General features: G+C 67.4%; 19 protein-coding genes and 2 pseudogenes. 6 read left to right on the forward strand and 15 right to left on the reverse strand.

From position 1 onward, the window contains the following. Positions 1 to 481 (forward strand): annotated as a pseudogene (locus tag WBV89_RS17085) (hypothetical protein); the annotation flags it as partial. Between the two features lie 388 nt (positions 482 to 869). On the opposite strand, the gene WBV89_RS17090 reads toward WBV89_RS17085, so the two are convergent. Then, positions 870 to 1,898, reverse strand: coding sequence for a winged helix-turn-helix domain-containing protein (locus WBV89_RS17090; RefSeq protein WP_423982545.1), 1,029 nt, complete (start codon positions 1,896 to 1,898; stop codon positions 870 to 872). Between the two features lie 98 nt (positions 1,899 to 1,996). Here WBV89_RS17090 and WBV89_RS17095 point away from each other — a divergent pair, with 98 nt between their 5' ends. The 5 genes from WBV89_RS17095 to WBV89_RS17115 all read left to right on the forward strand — a co-directional run bounded on the left by WBV89_RS17095 (position 1,997) and on the right by WBV89_RS17115 (position 7,135). Next, entirely contained in the window at positions 1,997 to 2,788 is a 792-nt protein-coding gene (locus tag WBV89_RS17095; RefSeq protein ID WP_423982546.1) for a PIG-L deacetylase family protein, read from the forward strand. Then, a complete protein-coding gene (locus WBV89_RS17100) occupies positions 2,785 to 3,486 on the forward strand; it encodes an AzlC family ABC transporter permease (protein ID WP_423982547.1) in 702 nt (233 codons plus the stop codon). The genes WBV89_RS17095 and WBV89_RS17100 overlap by 4 nt, the downstream gene beginning before the upstream one ends. Further along, on the forward strand, positions 3,483 to 3,791 hold the full coding sequence (locus WBV89_RS17105) for an AzlD domain-containing protein (protein WP_423982548.1): 309 nt from the start codon (positions 3,483 to 3,485) through the stop codon (positions 3,789 to 3,791). Before WBV89_RS17100 ends, WBV89_RS17105 begins: the two co-directional genes overlap by 4 nt. 76 nt (positions 3,792 to 3,867) lie before the next feature. Further along, positions 3,868 to 4,113 carry a DUF4242 domain-containing protein gene (locus tag WBV89_RS17110; RefSeq protein ID WP_423982549.1) on the forward strand — a complete coding sequence of 82 codons (246 nt, stop codon included), beginning with the start codon at positions 3,868 to 3,870 and terminating at the stop codon, positions 4,111 to 4,113. Positions 4,114 to 4,117: 4 nt separating this feature from the next. After that, positions 4,118 to 7,135: an AAA family ATPase gene (locus WBV89_RS17115; RefSeq protein WP_423982550.1), complete on the forward strand. Its 3,018-nt coding sequence runs from the start codon at positions 4,118 to 4,120 to the stop codon at positions 7,133 to 7,135. Here the strand turns inward: WBV89_RS17115 and WBV89_RS17120 are convergent. The 14 genes and pseudogenes from WBV89_RS17120 to WBV89_RS17185 all read right to left on the reverse strand — a co-directional run. Next, a complete protein-coding gene (locus WBV89_RS17120) occupies positions 7,122 to 7,781 on the reverse strand; it encodes a hypothetical protein (protein WP_423982551.1) in 660 nt (219 codons plus the stop codon). The genes WBV89_RS17115 and WBV89_RS17120 overlap by 14 nt on opposite strands. A gap of 33 nt (positions 7,782 to 7,814) precedes the next feature. After that, complete coding sequence (locus WBV89_RS17125; RefSeq protein ID WP_423982552.1) at positions 7,815 to 8,135, reverse strand: hypothetical protein; 321 nt, start codon at positions 8,133 to 8,135, stop codon at positions 7,815 to 7,817. A gap of 14 nt (positions 8,136 to 8,149) precedes the next feature. Further along, on the reverse strand, positions 8,150 to 9,904 hold the full coding sequence (locus tag WBV89_RS17130) for an N-acyl-D-amino-acid deacylase family protein (RefSeq protein WP_423982553.1): 1,755 nt from the start codon (positions 9,902 to 9,904) through the stop codon (positions 8,150 to 8,152). A 63-nt stretch (positions 9,905 to 9,967) separates the two neighbouring features. Further along, complete coding sequence (locus WBV89_RS17135) at positions 9,968 to 10,750, reverse strand: siderophore-interacting protein (RefSeq protein WP_423982554.1); 783 nt, start codon at positions 10,748 to 10,750, stop codon at positions 9,968 to 9,970. After that, complete coding sequence (locus WBV89_RS17140) at positions 10,747 to 11,499, reverse strand: SDR family NAD(P)-dependent oxidoreductase (RefSeq protein WP_423982555.1); 753 nt, start codon at positions 11,497 to 11,499, stop codon at positions 10,747 to 10,749. The genes WBV89_RS17135 and WBV89_RS17140 overlap by 4 nt, the downstream gene beginning before the upstream one ends. A 128-nt stretch (positions 11,500 to 11,627) precedes the next feature. Then, positions 11,628 to 11,750: a hypothetical protein gene (locus WBV89_RS17145; protein WP_423982556.1), complete on the reverse strand. Its 123-nt coding sequence runs from the start codon at positions 11,748 to 11,750 to the stop codon at positions 11,628 to 11,630. A gap of 205 nt (positions 11,751 to 11,955) precedes the next feature. Continuing rightward, positions 11,956 to 13,260: a serine hydrolase domain-containing protein gene (locus WBV89_RS17150; RefSeq protein ID WP_423982557.1), complete on the reverse strand. Its 1,305-nt coding sequence runs from the start codon at positions 13,258 to 13,260 to the stop codon at positions 11,956 to 11,958. Between the two features lie 360 nt (positions 13,261 to 13,620). Continuing rightward, positions 13,621 to 14,544: a 2-hydroxyacid dehydrogenase gene (locus WBV89_RS17155; RefSeq protein ID WP_423982558.1), complete on the reverse strand. Its 924-nt coding sequence runs from the start codon at positions 14,542 to 14,544 to the stop codon at positions 13,621 to 13,623. Positions 14,545 to 14,548: 4 nt separating this feature from the next. Beyond that, positions 14,549 to 14,968: a VOC family protein gene (locus WBV89_RS17160; RefSeq protein ID WP_423982559.1), complete on the reverse strand. Its 420-nt coding sequence runs from the start codon at positions 14,966 to 14,968 to the stop codon at positions 14,549 to 14,551. A gap of 4 nt (positions 14,969 to 14,972) precedes the next feature. Beyond that, a complete protein-coding gene (locus WBV89_RS17165) occupies positions 14,973 to 16,133 on the reverse strand; it encodes a mandelate racemase/muconate lactonizing enzyme family protein (RefSeq protein ID WP_423982560.1) in 1,161 nt (386 codons plus the stop codon). A gap of 7 nt (positions 16,134 to 16,140) precedes the next feature. Next, positions 16,141 to 17,025 (reverse strand): sugar phosphate isomerase/epimerase family protein, encoded by an 885-nt coding sequence (locus tag WBV89_RS17170; RefSeq protein ID WP_423982561.1) that lies wholly within the window; start codon positions 17,023 to 17,025, stop codon positions 16,141 to 16,143. A 57-nt stretch (positions 17,026 to 17,082) separates the two neighbouring features. Next, positions 17,083 to 17,487: a cupin domain-containing protein gene (locus WBV89_RS17175; protein WP_423982562.1), complete on the reverse strand. Its 405-nt coding sequence runs from the start codon at positions 17,485 to 17,487 to the stop codon at positions 17,083 to 17,085. Between the two features lies 1 nt (position 17,488). Further along, positions 17,489 to 18,331 (reverse strand): phosphoenolpyruvate hydrolase family protein, encoded by an 843-nt coding sequence (locus WBV89_RS17180; protein WP_423982563.1) that lies wholly within the window; start codon positions 18,329 to 18,331, stop codon positions 17,489 to 17,491. Then, a pseudogene (locus WBV89_RS17185) lies at positions 18,328 to 18,763 on the reverse strand (Tm-1-like ATP-binding domain-containing protein); the annotation flags it as partial. The gene WBV89_RS17180 and the pseudogene WBV89_RS17185, both read right to left, overlap by 4 nt.

Below are 18,763 nucleotides of genomic sequence, written 5' to 3' on the forward strand. Positions count from 1 at the left end.
CGGAGACGGCTGGCTCCCCGCGATGCTCCCCCGCTCCGCGTTCGACGCGACGCGAGCGGCCGCCGGCGAGTTCGCGAACGACCGCTGCGATGTCATCACGTGTGTGATGGCGGGTGTGGACCACTGCGACGTATCCGGACGCGTGCGGGCGGAGCAACTCGTCGGCTGGTATCTCACCGGCATGGGTCCGTTCTACGGAGACGTCGCCGCTGGACTCGGCTTCCAGGCCGCGGTCGATGCCATTCGCACTGCCAACCCCCGCCCGACACCGGGGTCGATCGTGTGGCCCCGTCAGGCCGACGACCTGCTCGCCCAACTCGCCGTGTTCGGCGATCCCGATGGTGTGAGCGCCGGCTTCGACGTGTGGGACCGACTCACCGATGTCGTCGCCGTGGGCATCGGTCCCGGTTCGATCGCGACGGTCTCGGCGTTGATCGAGGCCGCCGCACCCGATCAATCGGCGCGCAGGCTCCGCTCGTAAAACACTGCCGACCAGGATCGGAGCACGCGGGCGTGCGACCGCAGCAGCCGACTTCCCGATTCCTCGGCGGCTCGCAGACCCAGCCGCCCCTGTTCGTCGGCCACGTCGGGTGCCCGCGTCGCCATGCCGCACATCACGCCGACGAATCAGACGGGCGATCAGCGCAGGGTCTCGGACACTGTGGACCACGGAGTCGAGGCGCGCCAGGGTCTCCGCTGCTCTGGGGCCGGAATCGCAGTGCATGGCGAACGCGGTCGAAGCCACCAGCGCCGCGGCGTCGTCGACCCGACCGACGAGCGCGAGGTGCCGCTCGGCTGCACGCAGGTCGTAGAGGTGAGAAGCGCACCAGTCACTCAGTGCACAGCTGAACAGTCCGGCAGATACATCGTCACCCGTCACCGCCAGGCACCACGCTGCGTGACCCTCGATCAACGAGAAGTCGAGCAGACGCCGCAGTGTCCGATCGAGTCCCGATCGACCGTTGGTTCCAACGATGTGTTCGAGCACACCATCCAGGTCCGCGTGGTCGAACGAGCCGGGAAAGACGCTGACCACGATGAGCAGTTCGCGTTCGTCGTCGGTCAGGTTCTGCCAGGTGTCTTCGAGAACGGCGTGGGGAGATCGAGCCAGCGCAACTGTGCTGCCGCCAACTCGATCGCGAGGGGAATGCCATCGAGAAGACATCGGCGGCCTGCTCGAAGTCGGCCGGTTGGAGCGACACGCCGAAGCGACCGGCCGATCGAACGAAGAGGTCGACGGCAGACCCTGCAGCGCTCCCGACCACGGGGAGCGCTTCGACGAGGAACCGTCGCTCGTCGACCAACTCGACCGGGACGCGGCTCGTGACCAGGAATCGAGGCGCCGTCGTGCCGTCGAGCAGGGCGTCGAGGAGTGCCGCGACGTCGTCGACGAGATGCTCGACGTTGTCGAAGACGATCAGGACATCACGCTCCGACAGAACCGACACGATCTGCTGCCGGGCCGATCCCGGACCGATCGCCAACCCCGCTGCCGCTGCGAGTGCGGCGTCGATCTCCTCACCGTTCTCGATCGGGACGAGATCGATGAAGCACACACCGTCGCCGAAGCGACCCTCCACCGCGCGCGCCGCGGCGACCGCGAGACGTGTCTTGCCGGCACCCCCGATTCCCAAGAGAGAGACCAGACGGTCCTCGGCGAGCGCAGTTCCGACGGCCTTGCGGGCGGTCTTGATCCGGCTGGTCAGCGCCGATTCCGACACGAAACGGTCGCCCCAGATCTCGTCGAGCAACTCCTCCTTGGGGACGAGGCGGCCGGCATTCAGCACGAGGTGGGCGAGCACCTCGAACACCTGCGGTTCGAGCGCGACGGCACGTCCGTCACGACGCAGTTCGAACGCCCCCGTGTCGACCTCGAAGAGGTCGAACCCCACAATCATCCCGTGGAGTCTCCCACGCGGGCGGTGGACGCCGATCTCCACGACACCTCCAGGTCGCCTCCAAGACTCCGTGTTCCGACTGCTTCAGAGTCGTGGACATGATCAACACACGCCCACATTCCGTCGACGAACCCTCGCCCCTGCACACCTCGGTCAACCAGACCAGGGTGCTCGGCGTGTGGGCCCATCCCGATGACGAGGCCTACCTCTCCGCCGGATTGATGGCGCGCACGATCGTCGGAGGTGGACAGGTAACGGTCGTGGCGATCACGGACGGCGAGGACGGGTTCCCGGCCGACGACACCCGTCCGCGCGAGCAGCGGGCGGCTCAACGTCGACGGGAACTGCGCGCCGCGATGGAGGTGATCGGGGTCCAGGATGTCCGATTCCTGGGCGTGCCCGACGGTGGGGTCGCCAATGCCCCACGGGAGGTGCTCGTCGACCGGATCGCCGACATCATCCGCGACGTACGCCCCGACGTGATCGTCACGTTCGGGCCCGACGGGGTCACCGGCCACCCGGATCACGTCGCCAATTCCGCGCGTGCGACGGAGGCCTGGGAGAACGCCGGGATCGGAGACCTCTGGTACGCAGCGAAGACGGACGAATGGCTCGACGAGTGGCGTGACCTGCACGACGAGTTCGGCGTGTGGATGACCGAGGAGCCGACCGGAGTGCGGCGTGACGAGGTCGAGGAGGTCGTCGACCTCGTCGGTGCCGAACTCGACGCGAAGCGGGCCGTGCTCAGCGAACACCGCAGCCAGACCGACGGCCTCTCACGGGCGTTCGGAGAGGAGCGCTACCGCCGCTGGATCCGCCAGGAGACGTTCCGTCGCCCGAACATCAACGACCGATCGCGCGACGCGCTGGCCGGATCGGTGGCGTCATGACCACGATCGAGTTGGAACGTCTCGACGGCGCAGCCCACCGTGCAGCGCGCGACGCGGCACCGTTCGCAATCGCGCTCATCCCGTTCGGGATGGCCATCGGCGGCGCCAGCGCTGAAGCCGGCTTCTCGGCGTGGGAATCCGTCTTCGGTGCGGTCGCACTCCTCGCCGGCGCCTCCCAGTTGGCGGCCATCGAGATCATCGGGAACGGCGGTGGAATCGCTGCGACCGCGATGGTGGTGGCGCTCATCAATCTCCGCCTGGTCCTCTACGGGGCAGGCGTCGCCCGGTGGTTCGCCGCCGCACCCCTGCGGCACCGCCTGCTGCTGGTCGTTCCGGTCGTCGACCAGACGTTCCTGCTCTGCCAGCAACGCTTCGCCGGCCGGACCGAACTCCCGTGGCGCCGGCGGTACTACCTCACGGCGACGCTCATGTTGGCGTCGGCGTTCGTCGGCAGCCAGGTGATCGCCTTCCAGATCGGTGGAACCCTGCCCGACTCGCTCGGTCTGGATCTTGCGGCGCCGCTCGCGTTCGCCGGGATGCTCGCCAAGGCCGTCTCCGCTCGACGCGACGTCGTCGCCGGACTGGTCGCGGCGTTGGTCGTCGTGCTCGGCACCGCTGCGATCGGCACCGTCGCCCTCCCCATCGGCGTGGCGGCGGGCGTGGGATCGGCCCTGCGCACCGATCGGAGTCGGCGATGACGATCATCATCGCCTTCGCGGTCACCGGTGCGATCACCTATTTCCTGCGCTCGTCGATGCTGGTCGCAGGCAACCGATTCACCTCATCTCCCACCGTCGAATCGGCGATCGGACTCGTCTCGCCGGCGGTGATGGCCGCGATCATCGCCTCGACGCTCCTGGTCGACCACGGCCGGATCATGTCGCCGGACCTCGCGAGCGTGGCGGCGATCAGCGTGGCGATTGTGGCCGTCCGTCGAACCGGCAACGTCGGCTCGGCGCTCCTCGTCGGCCTGCCGATCTACTGGTTGATCGGCCTCATCTGAGGCGGGTTCGTGGATCACCGTTGCGGTGAACCGGCAAGTCTGGAATCCTGGTGCAGGAGAGCGGGAGGTGGCAGCGATGCCGATGTTCGTCGTCGAGCGCGAGTTCGCAGAGAAGTTCGACCCTGATGAAGCTGGCTTGAAGCTCATCGATCAGTACAACGAGGACCACGACATCACGTGGATCACGTCGTTCCTGTCCGCCGACAAGAAGAGGACGTACTGCCTGTACGAGTGCGCCGACATCGAGGTGCTCCGGCGGCACGCCCACGACCTCGGGATCCCGGCCGACGAGATCACCCAGGTCGACGAGCTCGCCCGCTGACCCGGTGCCGCTCTATCGTTTCGGCGAGTTCGGAGTCGACTCCGACAGCATCGAGATCACCGGCCCGGACGGTGTCCGCGAGGTCGAGCCACAGGTCTTCGACGTCCTGCTCTACCTCGTCGAGCAACAGGGCCGGCTCGTCACCAAGGAGGAGCTACTCGACAACGTCTGGGGCGACCGGTTCGTCTCCGAATCTGCCCTGACCACTCGGATCAAGCAGGCGCGTCGCGCGGTCGACGACGACGGCCGCGCCCAGTGGGCGATCAAGACGATCCACGGGCGCGGATATCGCTTCATGCCCTCGGTCGAGGTCGGCGGGGTGCACCCCGCAACTCCACCTCCAGCGCTGCCCGACGAGCTGCGCGCCGACACACGCCGATCGTTCTACGGTCGGGATGCCGAACTCGCGCAGTGTCTCGGGGTGCTCACGTCGGCCGCGCCAGACCGGCCGATCGGCTGGGCATGGATTCTGGGGGAGCCCGGGATCGGCAAGACGCGGCTCGCCGCCGAAGTCGCGAACACCGCGCACCGCCGCGGCCATCGAGTGCTCTTCGGACGCAACAGCGAAGACCTCAAGGTCCCCTATCAGCCGTTCATCGAGGTCATCCGCCAGGCATTCGGGCAGGACGGTGCGGACCTCGTCCCCGAGGGCTTGGCGCCACTCTTCCCCGATCCGTCCTCTCCGCAGGCCGACGGGTCGCACGACGAAGGTCGGGTCCACGGCGACTCGGCCGTGGAGAGCGAGACCCAGCGATATCGCCTCTTCGAGGCCATCGCGAACTGGCTCGTCGCAAGCGCCGCCGAGAGTCCGGTCACGATGATCATCGACGACATCCACTGGGCGACCGAGTCGACCCTTCAGTTGCTCGGCCACCTGCAACGCCGTCAGGGTGACGCGGCGATCACGCTGGTCCTCACCGCCCGCGACACCGCACCCGACACCAATCCGCGCGTCGCCGATCTCATCGCCGCAGGTCAGGGTGGAGCGCACAGCACGGTCGTGCGACTCCTGGGACTCACGAGCGACGCGGCGCTGCGGTTGATCGGCGGGGGCGCCGATCTCCCCGACATCATGCGCCAGACGGCAGGGAATCCGCTGCTGCTCCAGGCGGTCGATCCCGACGACGGATCGGTCGACATGCAGAGCGCCGTGCACCGCCGGTTGGCGAGCCTCGACAAGGAGGTCCAGGAGACACTCCGGCTGATGTCCGTCCTCGGACTCGAGTTCGAACTGAGAGTCGCAGCGGTGGCGAACCGGCGCGACGAACTCGAGTTGCTCGAAGACCTCGAACGTGCGGTCGCGGCGCGCCTCCTCGACGACGTGGGCCTCGACCGATTCCGCTTCGCCCACGCCTTGGTCCGATCCTCGCTCCGCGACGAACTGAGCTCGGCCCGCCGCACCCGCATGCACCGACGGGTGGCAGACGCCCTCGTCGACCTCTACCCGGACGATGTGCGCCACCTCCCCGAACTCGCGTTCCACAGTGCCGAGGCCGCCGTGCCCGACCCGTCGTTCCGCCCCATCGCGGTCGAGCGACTCCGGCGCGCCGCGCGCGAATCGATGCTGCAGTTCTCGTTCCAGGAGGCCGGTGAACTCATCGAGCGGGCTCGATCGCTCGCGGATCCGGCCGACTCGGTCCTCGCGGCATCGCTCGCTCTCGAGCAGGGAATCGCCGAAACACGCGCCGGTCGCAACATGATCGCCGCCCGCACGTTCGAGGACGCTGTCGATACTGCCCGGACGAGCGGTGACCCGGTGCTCCGGGTCGAGGCGGCGATCCGGTACGAGGACGCGACGTGGCGGCCCGGTCTGTCCGGTCTCGACGCGCTGGTCAACCTTCGCGAGGCGACGGCGGTCCTCGACGTCGCCGTCGCCGATGGTCTCGTCGTCGACAACGAGATCGAGCTGCGGTCGCGGATGTCCATCGCAGTGCTCCGCGCCTTGGCCATGTCGGGACGGTCGGGCGAGGTCGACGCCGCGTTCGCCGACGCGCAGAGGCTGGCATCGCAACTGGGCTCGCCCACCGCCGAGGCGCACGCGCTGTGCGTGTACCTGGGACAGGTCAGGCTCTACGGCGCGCACACCGAGACCGATGCGATGATCGCCCGCCTCGAGGAACTCGAACCGCTGATCGAAGACGGCGACATCGCACTGCACGCCATCCACGATCGGATGATGTTCGCCGCGCTGATGGGACGCTTCGACCAGCTCCGCGGGCTGGCGCGCACCATGGCTGGCCTCCAGGAGCGCTCCCACTCCAGCTTCTGGGCGTTCATCCGGTCGAACCAGGAAGCGATGGAGGCCTTCTACCGCGGCGATCTCGACGGGAGCGAGCGGTTGGCCGAACACTGTCGACGGCTCGCCGACGATCTGCCGGAGGAGGACGGTGCGGGGACCTACGGGCTGCGGATGTTCGTGATCCGGCGCGAGCAGGACCGCCTTCCCGCGATGGCGCCGCTGGTCCGGAGGGTGTTGGACGCGGCGGACAGCGCGTCGGTGTGGACCCCCGGCCTCGGATTGCTCCTGGTCGAGACCGGGTCTCCCGACGCTGCCGCCGAGGCGCTGGCTCCTGCACGATCGACCGGCTTCGACCTTCCGATCGATGCGATGTGGAGCACCGTGATGGTCCTGTTCATCGAGGCGATGGTGGGCCTCGGCGACGTCGAGGGATGCACGATCCTGCGAGAACGGTTCTCGCGACTCGCCGGCACGAACGTGGTCACGGGGTCGGGTCTGCTGTGCTTCGGGCGGGCAGAGCGCTACCTCGGCATGCTGGCGTTGACGATGGGCGACGTCGACGCCGCCGAGGAGTATCTGGGCATCGCCCTCGAGGCCGACACCGACGGGGGCTCGGTGCTGTGGAGCAACTCCAGCCGCCTCTGGTTGTCACGGACCCGCCGGGCACAGGGCCACGCAGCGGAGGCCGACGCGATGTTGTCGGTGGTCGAGCGGCAGGCCGCGGATGCAGGACTCCTTCGACTCCAGCGCCTCGCTTCGACCGAACCCGTCACACGAGTGTGACGAGGACGCCACCGATGTCGTGCTGCTCACCGGCACGCGCCCGATCGACGGCGACCAGGTCGAGTCCGTCGAGTCCCTCTCCCCTGTCACCCGCCGGAGTGAATCGGACCGACGTGGCGAGGTCGAGGTCCCGCCACCGGTCGCGCATCGCGGCGGGGTCCTCGGCACCGATCGTCACCCCTGCGATGGCGGACACGATCGATGATCCGTGCGGAGTCCACGTCGGACCCGCCCACGCCCAGCTGCCCGATGGCTCCGGTTGGTCGACGGACACCAGTGCGCCGCCGGTGTCGCGCGGGTGGAGGTGCCGGCCGCGGATCGTCGCGAAGTCACCGGACCAGACGATGCGCACGTCGTTGGCTTCGAGGTGCTGCAGCCTGGTCTCGAGATCGTCGACCTCGTAGATCGCCATGTAGCCGCCGTCGCCCCCGCGCTTGTCGAGCAGCCTCCCAGCCGTCGTCCCGTCGGTGGTCGGTGACACGACTTCGAGGAACTGATCGCCGACCACCATGAGCGAGTTGTGCAGTCCGAACTCCCCGACGCCGGGGTCGACGTGGCAGACCGAGAGGTCGAACGTCTCGCACAACGCTCCGACGACGGGTTCGAGTTCGCTCGCGACGAGCGCAATCTGGCGCAGACGGATCATGGTCGAATGCTCCGGCTGCTCGGACTCATCGACTCAGAATCGCGCTGCCGCGACGACGACACCGTCGACGAGTTCGATGTTGACGCGGTCCTCGCGAACGTCCATCGTGATCGCGAAACACTCACCGTCCTCACCGACGACGCGCAGATCGAGTCCGTCGCTGTCGGCCGCCGCCTGCGCATCGGCTTCGTCGAGGCCCACGTACTCGGGAGCCGGCTCACCCTGGGTCGCCGCGATGCACGGCTCGGCTGCGGGCGTGGAGACTGCCGCAGTGTCGTCGTCGGACCCGCACGCAACCATCGACAGGGAGGCGGCGCACACGATCGACGCGACGAACGTGGTTCTCGACATCATCCGAGAACTGTACGTCAGCTGCGCACCAGACGACCAGGGAATTCACCGGTGTCGGTGTCGTTCTCGCGGGTGACGACGCCGTTGCAGAGCGTCGCGAGATACCCCGTGATCGGCTGCATCAACCGGGTCCCGCCAGCCGGCAGGTCGTGGTGGGCGACCGGTGCGGCGACGGAGAGGTTGGCGTGATCGATCACGTTGACGTCGGCGCGCTTGCCGACCTCGAGCGTGCCGCGGTCGTCGAACCCGTAGAGCTCGGCGTTGCGCGCCGACTGCTTGTTGACCACGAACTCGATCGGAAGTTGTTCGTCGGCGCGATCGCGCGTCCAGTACGTCAACTGTGTCGTCGGTGCCGATCCGTCACAGATCAGGGTGACATGGGCGCCGGCATCGCTGAGCCCGGTCACCGTGTTCGGGTCGGCGAGCATCTCGCGCAACACGTTCATCCGCGCCGGGATGTCGACCGTGCTGAGCGATGCGAAGCGCGTGCCGCCGTCCTCGAGCATGAAGTCGTAGAGGTATTCGAGCGGCTCGCGTCCGAGGGACGCCGCCCGTGCGCCGATGCTGTCGGTGAGCGCCGGCTCGAGGTCCACCGGGCTGTCCATCGGATACATCACGGGCGCCGCACGGGTGAAGAGGCCGTACACGTTTTCCATCGAGCCCGGTGCCTCCGGACGGATGTCGGACTCGGCGAGCAGCCGTGCCTTCATCTCGGGGGTGTTCATCGCGGCGACCCGCTCGGCGAGCGGGAGGTCGGCGAGCGTCTCGATGTAGGTCGGCTTGCGCATGAACGCGTGGTAGCCGCTGAGGCCGGTGAGGAATCCGATCGGTCGTGAGCAGACCTGTGGGAACATCCGGGCGCCGGTGGCATTCGCGTCAGCGGTCATCCGCAGGATCTCCCGCCACAGTTCCGGGTCGTAGTCGGGTGACTGGACGAGCGTGAACGTCACCGGTCGCCCGCTCGCGAGCGCGAACCGGCGCATCAGGTCGTGCTCCAACTCCTGCGTCGTGCGTTCACCGCCGAGCCCGTCGAGTTTGCCGACCGTTCCGGCGGGGATCATCTCGAAGACGCCCTTGCCGACGCGACCCATGTGCTCGGCGATCGCGAGGAGTTCCTCGTCGGCAGCGAACGTTCCGGGGACCGGCTCACCCCAGAGTGATCGGTGGCCGATCGTGCGCGACGTGCTGAAGCCGACCGCCCCCGCCTCGATCGCATCGGCGACGATCCGACCCATCGCGTCGAGGTCCTCGGCGGTCGCGTCCTCGTTGGTCCGTCCCCGTTCACCCATCGCGTAGAAGCGCACCGCTCCGTGCGCGATCTGCGCGCCGACGTCGAGCGCGTACTCGCGCCCGTCGATGTAGTCGAGGTAGTCGGCGAACGTCTCCCACTGACCCCAGTCCATTCCTTCGTGGAGCGCAGCGCCCGGGATGTCCTCGACGCCTTCCATCAACTCGATCAGCGCCTGCTCCGTTCCCGGTGCGACCGGAGCGAAGCCGACTCCGCAGTTCCCCATCACGACGGTCGTGACACCGTTGTGCGATGACGGCGCGATCTGCTGGTCCCAACTGATCTGGCCGTCGTAGTGCGTGTGCACGTCGACCCAACCGGGCGTGACGATGGCGCCGTCGGCGTCGATCGTGCGACGCGCCGATTCGGTGATGCTGCCACCGACCTGGGCGATCTTCCCGTCGCTGATCGCGAGGTCACCGTGCGCCGAGGGCCCACCGGTTCCGTCGATCAGTTTCCCGTTCTTGATGACGATGTCGTACATGTCGGCCCCTCGTTTAGTTTCTTCCCAGAACGAACGACCGTACTGCTCACCCTCGACCGGCGATCAGTCGAGCTTCCAGTAGCCCCGGGCGGTGACGCTCCGCCTCGATCGGTCGCGCTCGTCGAAGAGGTACCTGCGGAGTCGCTGCACGGAGGCCGCCTCGCCCGCGACCCATACGGCGTCCGCGAGTTCGTCGAGCTTCATCACGGCCTCGACGACGGAGTCACCGGGTGGAGCGCCCGCTGCCGCGTCGTGCCACGCCACGGTCGCACCGGGATGCGCCGGTAGTCGGAGCCGGGCATCGCGGCTGCTGATCTCGACGTGGACGTCGATCGACTGGTCCGGCGGGATCGCTTCGAGCAGTTGGCCGATCGCGGGGAGCGCCGACTCGTCGCCGACGAGCAGATGGGACCGTGCATCGGGATCGAGATGTTCGCTGCGTCCCGGTCCTGAGATCGCCACCTCGTCGCCGATCGTTGCGCCGCGCGCCCAGTCGGTGGCCACGCCATGGTCGTGGAGGACCACATCGATCGTGAGTTCGCGGCGGACGGCATCGAAGGCACGGGGAGTGAAGGTCCGGATCGGTGCGCGTTCACCGCCGGGGAGCTCGAACTGGTTTCCGGTCCAGGTCGGCATCACGAGCTGGTCGCCACCCGGCGGTGGAAGCAGCATCCGCACACTCGACGCCGGTGCCTCGATCGCGAACCCGTCGAGTTCGTCGCCCCCGAGCACGACGCGCAACATCCGCGTGCTGAGCGGTGTGATCGAACGGACGCGCACCCGACGAAACCGGGGAGGTTCCCGCCGGAGCTCGCGCAGTCGGGCAGCAGCGTCGTCGGAACTCACAGGTTGGTCATACCACCATCGACGCGGATCGTCTGACCGGTGACGTAGCTCGCCTGGCTCGATGCGAGGAAGCAGGCCACGTCGGCGATCTCGTCGGCGGTTCCCCAGCGGTTGAGCGGCACGTTCTTGACGAACCCGGCGCGCACGGCCTCCTCACCAAGACGGTCGAACGTCGGTCCCCACATCTCGGTGTCGACGAGCCCGGGCGCCACGCCGTTGACGCGCACGCCTTTCGATGCCCATTCGTTCGCCAGGTTCTTGGTCAGCGTGTTCAGCCCGCCCTTCGATGCTGCGTATGCACCCTGGGTGCCACCCGCGCCGGTCGCGGCGGTCGAGGTGATGTTGACGATCGTTCCCTGCGTGGCGAACAGCGGCTTGGCGAACGCGGAGCAGAGCATGAACGCCTGGCGCAGGTTGACGAACAGCGTCTCGTCGATCGCCTCCCCCGTGACCTTCGACGCGGGCTGGTTGCGTTCGACCGCGGCGTTGTTGACCAGGACGTCGAGCCCTCGAAACGCATCGAGTACCGCCGTCGAGATCTGCTCGATCGCCGCGTGTTCCGACAGGTCGGCGGAGATCACGAGCGGGTCGTTGACGAGATCGGCGGCGATCGCCTCGAGGCGGTCGGTGCTGCGCGCCACGAGCGCCACGCGAGCTCCAGCGGCGTCGAGCTGACGGGCGATCGCCTCGCCGATTCCCCGACTCGCTCCGGTCACCACTGCACGTTTTCCGGAAAAGTCGAATGACATGAGAGAGGACCGTATCGATCGGCGGCGGATCAGCCGAAGGCGTGGGCCGGGTCGGCGGGTCAGGCCGTCGCGGCGGAACCCCTCGATCGAGTTGCCCGCCCGCCCCGCAGGGGTGACGTCACCCACCGTCAGGGTCGCATCGTGCGGACGAACCCGAAGTCGACCGCGCCGGGAACGGTCGCCACGAATGCACCGGGGTCGAGCGGGGGTGCGTCGGCGGGGAGCGGGATCTCGTCGACCGCGACCAGCACCACACGGTCGTCGGCCGTCCATCGTCGGTTCGCTCGGCATCGTCACATCGCTGCGAGCGACATCGACGAGCACCGACCGGAGGCGATCGATGAGATCGCTCCTGGCGAGGCACCGAGTAGGCCATCAGCCATCCGGCCTGTGCATTGCGGAAGTGACGTGGTAGGTGGTTGTCAGATCATTGACTGGGGCGAGGAGGTGGTCGCCCTACGACTTCCTGGCGGGGGGCGGGTCGGTTGGGGCCATGATCGCCCCGATCTCGCGCCAAAGCGTGTCGGCGGCGTTCGAGGTGACCTCGGGCTTGTAGCTGCCGTCGGCCGCGAAGGCGTCCTCGGTGAAGGTCAGCGCGAGCGCGATCCCCACCTTCTGCGATGGCAGAAAGGCGAAGGCGCCGGCTTCCCCGGAGAACAGCGGGGTCTGCGTGACCCAGTTCCCCGAGGTGACGATGCCGAGCCCATAGCTGTAGCGCTCGTCCGACGCGTAGCAGGTGGCGCAGCCGGGCATTGTCGTCGTCTTGCCGCGCAGGTCGGTGGAGATCATCTTCTGGTAGGACTCGGGCGATAGCAGCTGACCCGCGCCAATGGCCTCTGCGGTCGCGCTCAGGTCGGCAATGTTCGTGGTCTGGATGGCGCCGTGTGTGATCGTCCAGGATGGGTTCCAGTAGGTGGACTCCTCGTAGAACGGCGTTTCGGCGGGGATACCGAGCAGGCCGCGGCGCTCCGAGGTGAAGGCGTGCAGTGCCGGCTCGGGGATGGCCGGCGTCCCGCCGTTGTTGCTCGTGTTCGTGAGGCCGAGCGGATCGAGCACCTTCTGCTGGAGAACCTCCTCCATCGGCTTGCCGGTAATCTGCTCAAGCGCCAAGCCGAGGATCACGTAGTTGGTGTGCGCGTAGTTCCAGTTGGTGCCCGGCGTGTAGAGCAGCGGATCCGAGACGACTGTCGCGAGGATTTCGTCGGTGGTCCACTGCCGGAACGGGTTCGCGTAGAGCTGGGTGTCAACCTCCTCGTTGCCGATGACGTAGTCGGTGTAGCCGGACGTCATCTGCGCGAGCTGGCCCAGGCTGACCTCGTCCGCGTGCGGCAGGTCGGGGAGCCATTTCGCGGCCTTGTCATCGAGGCTCACCTTCCCCTCGTCGACGAGCATGAGCAGCAACGTCGACACGTACGATATGGCGACCCCGCCGTTGCGGAAATGCATGTCCGTCGTCGCCGGCACGTCGGTCATGGACAGACCGAACGCCTTCGTCAGGACCTCCTTGCCGTCGACCGTGACCTTCACGATGACCGACCGCAGGTGCTGTTCCTCCATGGCGTCCTGAATGGCCTTGGTGACTTCGTCGGCCTTGGCCGGGTCGACGGAGGGAACCGTTCCCACCGTCGCCGAAGGACCCACGCCGGGCAAGGTTGTCGGGGCGCCGCTCGTGGCGGTCGACGCGCAGCTGACGAGCAGCCCGATGCCACAGGCCAAGCCCAGGAAGGACCGGGCGCGGGTCTTCATCGGATGGGTGGACATCTGGACCTCCTGGATTGAGCTTGCGCTACGAGGAGAGTCTCTGCACGGAGTACCGCTCTCTCACCCGTCGCGCCCGTCTGCATGAGATGACCGAGCGGTGGCGGCACTCCGCCAGGACGATACAAGCGCGACTGGATTCGACCAACGAGCACTTGATCGAAAATGGTGGTGGCGGGTTCGTTCAGTCGAAATGTCAGCCGAAGGCTCGAGCGGGCGAACTGCGAAGTCGACCAGGACCGCCGCGAGCTGGTCGTCGGAACGCGTCGAGGACTGCTTCGTCGACATGGCCAGGCCGCGATCACCGGCGCCCGGCGGTACGACCGAGTCTCCGCTCGGGTGGGGGCGATCGAGCAACAACCTTCAGCCGAAGACGGACGCCGGATCGGGCGCCCGACCCGCAAGGATGCCGGCGACGGATTCGGCCGGCAGCATGCAGATCGCCCGGTAGGTCACATCGGTGAGGCCTGCCACGTGCGGGGTGATGACCGTCGTCGGGTGGGCGAGCACCCGGTCGCCGTCGATCGGCGGCTCGGGGTCCCATACGTCTGCTCCATACCCCCCGAGCTGTCCGGCCTCGAGCGCATCGGCGAGCGCTACATGGTCGACGATCGCACCCCGCGCGGTGTTCACCAGCACCGCGTTCGGACGCATCAGGGCGAACTGATCCGCTCCGAACATCGCTCGCGTCTCGTCACTCAGGGGCACACAGATCTGGATCACGTCCGACGTCCGCAGCAGCTCGTCGAGCTCGACACGACGAACCGCCACGTCGATCGTCCGCCGGGTCGTGCACACCACATCCATCTCGAGCGCCCGACCGAGGTCGGCGATCCGCGACCCGATCGCGCCGAAACCGACGATGCCGAGTCGCTTTCCACGCAGCTCCGAACCGATGAAACCCTCTCGGACGGCCCAGTTTCCGTCCTTGACTGCGCGATCGATCTCGGCGAGTCGCCGCGAGACGGCGAGCATCAGCATCAGCGCATGTTCGGTCACCGCTGCGGACGTCAGGCCGGGTGCATGGACGACGGTGATCCCGGCGGCCGCTGCTGCTTCGGTGTCGACGTTGTCGAGTCCCGCACCGCACCGCGCGACCACTTCGAGGTCGGGAAACGAAGCCATCAGCTCGGAGGTCACCCGACCGCGGCCGCGGGTGACGATCGCACGCACACCGTCGTACTCGCCGGGGGCGAACGCGTCGAGATCATCGATGACCTCGACACGACCGGCCGACTCCAGAACGTGCTGGGCATCGGGATGCACCGTCTCGAGGAGCAGGATCATCGGGCTACACCGAGGATTCGTCGAAGAAGTCGAGGTCGAAGATCGACGGATCGACCGGTTGATCTGCCTCGCACGACAGCTCGATCAGATTCCCGGCGGGGTCGCGCACGAACGCCTGCATGACTCCGGTCGGCAGCCGCCGCGCCCGGCCCCACGTCTCGGTCTCGAAGATGCCGGCATCGAGGGCGCGGGCGAAGACGCCGTTGAAGTCGTCGAGCCGGAGACAGAAGTGCGAACGCTCCGGGTGGACGTCGCCGAGTTCGTTGACGTGGATCTCCTGCCCTCCACCCACGGCGAAGAACTGGGCGGGAAACCCGAGGTCGGGGGTGGGCGACGGTTCGAAGCCGAGCAGTTCGCCGTAGAACTCGACCGCTTCGGCGAGGTCGTCGACCATCACGTTGACGTGCTGGATGGAGTTGGACATGTGCTTACCTCTCGTATTCGTCGAGGAAATCCTGCCGGGGTTCGATTCCGAAACCCGGACTGGTGGGTGCGAGCACGATTCCGTCCTCGACCACCGGCGGCTCGATCGGCATCTCACGCAGCAGCGGGTTCCCGCCGAGCGAGTACTCGACCGTACGCGCCGCCGAACTCGCGAATGCGAGGGTCACGCCGGCGTTGAACGACAGGGCCGATCCCCAGCAGTGCGGGGCGAGTTCGAGTTGATGGGTCTCGGCGAGCGCGGCGATCCGTCGGCCCTCGGTGGGCCCGCCGCAGATCGCGAGGTCCGGCTGCAGGACATCGGCAGCTTCATGCGCGATGAGCTCCCGGAAATCGAACCTGGTCGACTCGCTCTCGCCCGCCGCGATCGGGGTTCGGGTCGACGCACGGACCCGCCGCGCTGCCGCCACGTCGTCGGCGTTGACCGGCTCTTCGAACCAGCGCAAACCGACATCTTCCACCCCGGCGAGGAAGCGCATCGCGTCGGTCGAGTTGTACGTGCCGTGGGCGTCGGCCATCAGACCGATGTCCGGGCCGAGCGCATCGCGGGCTGCGCGCACCCGCGCGACGCTGGTCGCGACATCGCCGTCCATGATCCCGACACGCATCTTCACGGCGTCGAAGCCGTGGTCGACGTATCCCTGGAGCTGCGCTCCGATGTTGTCGGCGTCCGCCCATCCACCGCTCGCGTAGGCGGGCAGCGTGTCGGTGCAGGGTCCACCCCACAGGTCGACGACGGGAAGGCCGAGCGCTTTCCCGACAACGTCCCACAGCGCCATGTCGACACCGCTCATCGCGCTCATCGAGACGCCACGGCGACCGAGCACGGGGAAGCCTCGGCCACGTTCGAGCGCATACCCAGCCCGCGTACCGTTGTACATCGTGTCCCAGATGGCCGTGATCCGTCGGGCATCGAGGCCGACGAGAGCGGGCGCGTACTCGTCGTTGACCGCCTCGACGACGGCGCGGCAGGGGCCGGAACTCCCGACCCCCGCCTTCGCTTCGCCCCATCCGACGATTCCGCCGTCGACTTCGACGCTGATGATCGCTGCGTCGAAGCTGGTGATCCGCCCGAAGTCCGAGACGTGCTGCTGCTCGACCGGGATCGGGCAGTGGATCCACCGCGCCCGTACGTCTCGAATCTTCATCGCTGCTTCAGATCAACGGCAGCAGGGTGGTGGCGCACTTCTCGACGAGCATGTCGTAGAACTCTTCGGAGAGCAGGCTGCTGCCGTGGTCGATGATGAACTGCAGTTCCTCGGGGCTGATGTCGACCGGGTTGGTCTCGATCGCGTCGGGGAACTTGTTGGCAGGCGTGCGGTCGACCGGCGCCACGAACTCGACGGTGAGTGCACCGTCGTAGCCGACGTCCTGCAGCGTGCCGACGATCTTCGCCCAGTCGAGGGCGCCCATCCCGCAGGCCATCCGGTTGTTGTCGGCCACGTGGAAGTCGACGAGTCGGTCGCCCGCGTCGCGGATCGCCTGGTAGAAGTCGATCTCCTCGATGTTCATGTGGAACGCGTCGAGGCAGATTCCGACGTCGGGAGCGACTGCGTCGGCGAGCGCCAAGGCCTGATCGCCGCGATTGACGAAGTAGGTCTCGAATCGGTTGAGGCCCTCGATCGCCATCTGGACGCCACCGGCGCTCGCGACCTCGTGGACCTCCTTGAGTCCGTCGACGGCCCACTGCCATTCCTCGTCAGGAGTGGCGTCGGGCTCGACCTTGCCGACCGTCGCGGGGACGATCGTCACCTCGTGGCCGTCGAGTTCCTTGACCATCGTCACGACGTCCTTCATGTACTGGACCGTGGCGGCGCGCTGGGCTTCGTCCTTCGCGCAGAGGTTGCGATCGCCGAGCGTGAGGGTGACCGCACCCCAACACTTCAGTTCGTACTTCTTGAGCAGATCGCGCACCTCGGAGGTGTCGTACTGATCGGGCTCGCCTTTGATCTCGATGCTTCCGTAGCCGCATCGCTTGAGTCGCGCAAGCGTGACCTCGAGAGGCTCGGACCGCATCCAGTTGTGCATTGACAGGTGCACCGTGGTGCCCTCCTTTCGCCGGCATGGCGGCGTTGTTGTGTATTGAGATCGGGCTGCTCAGCTGCGCAGCGACGCCCATGGTTCCTCGGCCGATGCATCGACCGCTTCGTATCCGTCGAGCCCGTGACTCGGTCCGAGTACGACCAGCACCCGCGCCGGTTCGGTGGCGTCGGCGGCGACGAACGTGGCGTGGACCGTGTCCTTCGGGATGAAGGCCACGTCGCCGGGGACGAGTTGGCGACGCTCCTCGAGCACCCACTGCTCGATCTCGCCGCTCCGCAGGAAGATGACCTCCTCCTGGTTCGGGTGACGATGGAAGTCGTGGCCCTGGCCGGGCTGGATCTTCACGTCGAGCACGCAGAGGTTGGCCGCGTCGGGGACGTTCGCGGGGCGTACCACCCAACCGAGATCACCCCAGTCGAGTTCCTCCCACTCCACGTCGTCCTGGCATACGAAACACATGTCAAATCTCCAGTCTCGAGAACGTCACGGCCTTGAAGGCCTCGGTCTGCGCCTTGAGCGCCTGTTCGGTCGGGAGCCGCTCCATGCTCGACGCCCCGTAGAAGCCGTTGACTCCTGTCGAGCGCTGCAGCACGTACGTCGCGTCGTCGGGCATCGCGATCGGACCGCCGTGACACAGCACGATCACGTCCTCGCGGACCGACCGGGCAGCGGCGGCCCAGGCATCGACCTTCTCGACGCAGTCGTCGAGCGTCAGCGCGGTCTCGGCGCCGATGCTGCCCCCGGTCGTGAGGCCCATGTGGCACACGATGATGTCGGCTCCCGCCTCGGTCATCGCCTGCGCGTTCTCCTCGCTGAACACGTAGGGCGTGGTCAACATGTCGAGTTCGGATGCGACCCGGATCATGTCGACCTCGAGGCCGTAGCCCATCCCGGTCTCCTCGAGGTTCTGGCGGAAGACCCCGTCGATCAGGCCGACGGTGGGGAAGTTCTGGACTCCGGCGAAGCCGAGTCGGGTGAGCTCGGGGAGGAACGTCTCGGGTGTGTAGAACGGATCGGTGCCGTTGACGCCGGCGAGGACCGGGGTGTGCTTGACGACCGGTAGCACCTCCTTGGCCATGTCGACGACGATCTCGTTCGCGTTGCCGTAGGCGAGCAGCCCGGCGAGCGAACCTCGTCCCGCCATGCGATAGCGACCCGAGTTGTAGATGACGATGAGGTCGATCCCGCCGGCCTCCTCCCACTTTGCCGACAGCCCCGTGCCGGCGCCACCGCCGACGATCGGTTCGCGTCGTTCGATCATCTCGCGGAACTTGTCGAGTGTCTCGCTCCGGGTCGGAATCATGGTTGCTGCTCCTCCATCACATCGGCGAACGCGGCGAGCGTCGCCTGCACGAATGCTTCGTCGTTGATGTTCGCGTCGACGCGGTGAACGCTGCGATTCGCCGTCTGTTCGACGTTGGCCTCGATCGCTGCGAACAGCGCTGCATCGGCATCGGGATCATGGAACGGTTGTCCGGGTGCATCGATCATCGACACACCACCTTCGGGCAGCAGGAACCGCACCGGACCGGTGCAGGCGTTGAGCTTTGCGGCGATGAACTCACCGATCGCCGTGTTCTCCTCGGGTGTGGTGCGCATCAGGGTCACCTGCGGGTTGTGGACGTGCAGAGTTCGGTCGGCGAACTCGGCCGGAACGGTGTCGACCGCTCCGAAGTTGACCATGTCGACCGCTCCGACCGAGCCGACGTAGGGCACGCCGGTCCGGGCGATGGCA

The organism is Ilumatobacter sp. (genome assembly GCF_049588435.1).
GTDB lineage: Bacteria > Actinomycetota > Acidimicrobiia > Acidimicrobiales > Ilumatobacteraceae > Ilumatobacter_A.